The sequence below is a fragment of the Bradyrhizobium sp. genome, from assembly GCF_019242285.1.
In the GTDB taxonomy this organism is placed as follows: domain Bacteria; phylum Pseudomonadota; class Alphaproteobacteria; order Rhizobiales; family Xanthobacteraceae; genus Bradyrhizobium.
Genome location: NZ_JAFAVV010000744.1, coordinates 1 through 4,761 on the forward strand (window position 1 = coordinate 1; position 4,761 = coordinate 4,761).

General features: G+C 67.5%; 5 protein-coding genes. All 5 read left to right on the forward strand.

Translation table 11 applies throughout. The annotated features are described in order from the left end of the window. Positions 1–575: extracellular solute-binding protein (locus tag JOY90_RS30445; protein WP_291694803.1), on the forward strand; the 575-nt coding region annotated here is incomplete at its 5' end. Further along, entirely contained in the window at positions 572–1,645 is a 1,074-nt protein-coding gene (locus JOY90_RS30450; RefSeq protein WP_291694804.1) for an ABC transporter ATP-binding protein, read from the forward strand. The genes JOY90_RS30445 and JOY90_RS30450, both read left to right, overlap by 4 nt. A 4-nt stretch (positions 1,646–1,649) precedes the next feature. Further along, positions 1,650–2,336, forward strand: coding sequence for an AroM family protein (locus JOY90_RS30455; RefSeq protein WP_291694805.1), 687 nt, complete (start codon positions 1,650–1,652; stop codon positions 2,334–2,336). Then, positions 2,333–3,439 carry a DUF917 domain-containing protein gene (locus tag JOY90_RS30460; protein ID WP_291694806.1) on the forward strand — a complete coding sequence of 369 codons (1,107 nt, stop codon included), beginning with the start codon at positions 2,333–2,335 and terminating at the stop codon, positions 3,437–3,439. The genes JOY90_RS30455 and JOY90_RS30460 overlap by 4 nt, the downstream gene beginning before the upstream one ends. Then, the coding region (locus tag JOY90_RS30465) for a hydantoinase/oxoprolinase family protein (RefSeq protein WP_291694807.1) at positions 3,439–4,761 on the forward strand (1,323 nt) is incomplete at its 3' end. The genes JOY90_RS30460 and JOY90_RS30465, both read left to right, overlap by 1 nt.

The window sequence follows — 4,761 nt, forward strand, 5'->3', positions numbered from 1 at the left end:
GGGACGCGAAATATAACGGCGTGCGCGGTGGCTATGTGATCCCGGTCAACAGCCTGGGCCAAGCCTTCCTGATGATGTGCGGCACGCTCTACGGCAAGGGCCAGACCGATCTCGATGCCGCCTATGCTGCGCTCGAGAAGCTGAAGCCGATCAAGCTCGTCGATTTCACCGGCGCGATGGAGAAGCTGCTCCTGTCCGGCGAGGTCGGTCTCGCCGTGATCCATGATTCCGGCATCTATCGCTATGACGGGCAGAACCAGCCGATCGACTTCATCACGCCCGGCGAGGGCGTGCTGTCGCTGGAGCAGGTGCTGACGATCACGCCCGGCAGCAAGATGAAGGAGCTCGCCAACGCCTATGTGAACTACATGCTGCGGCCGGAGGTGCAGAAGCGGCTGGCCGAGACCGTGTGGTATTCGCCGGCCAACAAGACGGTGAAGCTCGACGCCAAATACGATGCGAAACTGCTGACGACCCCGGACAAAGTCTCAAAGCTGATCCAGGTCGACTGGAAGTGGTACAATGCGCAAAAGGACGAGATCGACTCCCGCGTCAACCGGATCTTCCGGGCATGAGCGCGACGATCGAGATCGATGATGTCAGCAAGGTCTTCGACGGCGGCGTGCGCGCGGTCGACACGATCGCGATGGAGATCCGACGCGGCGAGTTCTTCTCGTTGCTCGGCCCGTCCGGCTGCGGCAAGACCACGACGCTGCGCATGATCGCAGGGTTCGACAACCCGAGCGCCGGCGCGATCCGCGTCGATGGCGCCGACATCACCCATGTGCCGGCGCACAGGCGCGACATGGCAATGGTGTTCCAGAATTACGCGCTGTTTCCGCATCGCACGGTGGCGGAGAACGTCGCCTTCGGCCTGCGCATGCGCGGCCTCGACAAGGCTGTGATCGCGGCCAAGGTGAAGGCGGCGCTCGCCATGGTCGAATTGTCGGGCCTGGAAGATCGCCGCCCCGGCCAGCTCTCCGGCGGGCAGCAGCAGCGCGTGGCGCTTGCCCGCGCCATCGTGATCGAGCCGCGCGTGCTGCTCTGCGACGAGCCGCTCGGCGCGCTCGACAAGAAGCTGCGCCAGCAGATGCAGTTCGAACTGAAGCGGTTGCAGAAGAGCCTCGGTCTCACTTTGGTGTTCGTCACCCACGACCAGGAGGAGGCGCTGGCGATGTCCGACCGCATCGCCGTCATGAATCGCGGCCGGGTCGAGCAGGTCGGCACGCCGGTCGAGATCTACGATCAACCCACGACGCGCTTCGTCGCCGACTTCATCGGCGACACCAACATTTTTCGCGGTGAGCGCGTGGCGACCGCCGCCGGGCCGGCGCTGGCAGCCGGCAACGGGCTGACCCTGGCGCTGCCTGCGGCCGCGGACGCCTCCGCAAGCGGTATCCTCTCCGTCGCGCTGCGGCCGGAGAAAATCCGGCTCTCCGCCGGCGGCGATATGCCGGCCTGCGCAACCGGCACGGTCGAGAGCACGAATTTTCTCGGCGGCGCGGTGCTGTACCGGATCGCGCTCGACAGTGGCCATCATGTGCTGGCGCAGCAGCCGAACGGCGGCAATGGCAATCTGTTCGCGCCCGGCAGCACCGTCAGGCTGGACTGGAATCCAACCGACCTCGTCATGCTGAAGGATTGAAATCATGAACCAGCCATTGAAGCACAAGCGTATGGGAGTCGTGGTGATCGGGCAGAGCCCGCGACCGTCGATGGCAGCCGAAATCAGTGCCGTGCTGTCGCCCGGCACCACCCTCGAACTGCGCGGCGCGCTCGACGGCATGAGCCGGGCCGAGATCGACGCGATTCCGCCGGTCGACGGCGCCGACGCGCTGTTCACGATGCTGCCAGGTGGCGACAATGTCCGCATCAGCAAGAAGGCGGTCGAGGGCCGCGCCAATGCGCAGCTCGCCCGCTTCAAGGCCGAGGGCATCGACGTCGCGATGCTCGCCTGCACCGGCAAGTTCCCCAATCTTGCGCCCGAAGGGCTGGTGATCCTGCCCTCCGCCGTGCTGCATCGCCTGGTCGAGGCGGTGCTGCCGAAGGGACGGCTCGGCGTGTTCTCCCCACTGGTGGAGCAGACCGAACTGATCGCGAAGAAATGGCAGCGCGAGGACGTCGAGGTGGTCGGCGTCACGCTGACGCCGGGCTCGGATGACGATGCGGTCGACGAAGCCGCGCGCGCGATGGCCGAGAAGGCGCCCGACCTCGTGGTGCTCGACTGCATGAGCTACTCCAGCGCCAACAAGGCGCGGGTGCGAAAGATCTATGGCGGCCCGGTCATCCTCTCGATCGCGGCGGCCGCGCGCGTGGTCGAGGAGCTGATCTCGTGAGCGAGGCGAGTTCGAAGCCGGTCAGCCTCGACGACATCGAGGCGCTCGCGGTCGGCGCCTGGATTCTCGGCACCGGCGGCGGCGGCAGCCCCTATCTCGGCCTGCTCAATCTGCGCCGGCTCTATGCCGAGGGCCACCGCGTGCAATTGATGTCGCCGCTCGATCTCGATGACGACGACCGCGTCGCGGTGGTCTCCAACATGGGCGCACCGCTGGTCGGCCAGGAGCGGCTCGCCGACAGCCGCAACATCGCGCGAGCCGTGCGCATGCAGGAGGAGATCAACGGCATCCAGTTTCGCGCGGTGATGTCGGTCGAGATCGGCGGCGGCAACGGCGTGCAGGCGCTGATGGCGGCCGTGCATCTCGGCATTCCCGTGGTCGACGCCGACTGCATGGGCCGCGCCTTTCCCGAGGCGCAGATGACGTCGGTCGCGATCGGCGACCTGAAGCCCTATCCCTGCACGCTGTACGATCCCCGCGGCATCGAAGCTGTCGTGACGAAAGTGCCGAGCTGGAAATGGATGGAGCGCGCCAGCCGCAAGATCTGCGTCGAGATGGGCTCGATCGCCTCGACCAGCAAGGCGCCGCGCACCGGGCGCGAGGTCAAGGACTGGGGCATCCATTTCACCACCAGCAAGGCGATCCGGATCGGCTATGCCGTGCGCGAGGCCAACCGCTGTCACGAAGACCCGATCGCCGCCCTGCTCGACAGCGAGGGCGGCAAGAAGCTGTTCACCGGCAAGATCGTCGATGTCGCCCGCCGCACCACCGAGGGATTCTTGCGCGGCAGCGCGGTCGTGGAGGGCAGCGACGCGGATCGCGGCGAGCGGCTGAAGCTCTCGTTCCAGAACGAATGGATCGTAGCCTGGCGCGGCGAGACGCCGATTGCGACCTGTCCCGACCTGATCTGCGTGCTCGACAGCGTCAACGGCCACGGCATCGGCACCGAGACCGTGCGCTACGGCCAGCGCGTCACCGTGGTGGCGCTGCCGGCGCCGGCGGTGCTGACCAGCCCGCGCGGCCTCGAATTCGTCGGCCCCCGCGCCTTCGGCTACGACCTCGATTTCCATTCCCTCTTTCCCGCGGCGGGAGCTCAGGCTTGATGAAGCGTATCGGCATCGACGTCGGTGGCACCAACACCGACGCCGTCCTGCTCGCAGACGAGAAGGTGGTGCACTCCGTCAAGCGCCCGACCACCGAGGACGTCACCTCGGGCATTCTCGATGCGCTGAAGGCGCTGCGCGCCAATCCGCCATCCGCCGTGCCGGTCGACGCGGTGGTGATCGGCACCACGCATTTCGTCAACGCCGTGGTGCAGCGTCGCCATCTGCAGAAGGTCGCGGCGATCCGCATCGGCATGCCGGCCTCCGCCTCGCTGCCGCCGTTCTGCGACTGGCCGGCCGATCTCGCCGCGCTGGTGAGTGGCGAGATCTTCATGCTGGAGGGCGGTCATGATTACGACGGCCGGCCGTTCATGCCGCTCGACATCGCCGGACTGAAGGCCGCGGCGCGCACGATCAGGGACAAGGGCCTGCGCTCGGTCGCGGTCTGCTCCAGCTTCTCGCCGCTCGATCCGAGCTGCGAAACCGCCGCACGCGACATCCTCGCCGAGATCTGCCCGGAAGTCGCGGTGACGCTGTCGCATGATCTCGGCCGCATCGGCCTGTTGGAACGCGAGAACGCCGCGCTGCTCAATGCCGCGCTGAACGATCTCGCGCGCACCACGGTCGCGGCGTTCCGGAAAGCCATCGCCGACAGCGGCATCGATGCACCGCTGTTCCTGACCCAGAACGACGGCACGGTGATGCAGGCCGAGATCGCCACCGCCTTTCCGGTGATGAGCTTCGCCTCCGGCGCCACCAACTCGATGCGCGGCGCTGCGCATCTCTCCGGCCTCGACGACGCCATGGTGGTGGATGTCGGCGGCACCACCAGCGACATCGGCCAGCTCCGCCACGGCTTTCCGCGCGAAGCCAACGCGGTGGTCGAGGTCGGCGGGGTGCGGACGCTGTTCCGGATGCCCGACCTGTTGTCGATCGGACTCGGTGGCGGCAGCCATGTCGAGCAAGACCCGGCGCGGGTCGGGCCGGTCAGCGTCGGCTACCGCTTGACCTCGGAGGCGCTGGTGTTCGGCGGCACGCGCCTCACCGCGACCGACATCGCGGTTGCCGCCGGCCTCGTCGAGATCGGCGACCGCGCCCGCGTCGCCTCGCTGCCGAAGCCGCTGATCGAGGCCGCACTCGCCGCCGCGCATCGCAAGCTCGCCGACGACATCGACCGGATGAAGACCGAAGCCGGCGACGTACCGCTGCTCGCGGTCGGCGGCGGCGCCTTCCTGGTGCCGGACCACCTGCCCGGCATCTCCGAGATCGTGCGCGTGCCGCATGGCGACTGCGCCAACGCGGTGGGAGCGGCAATCGCGCAG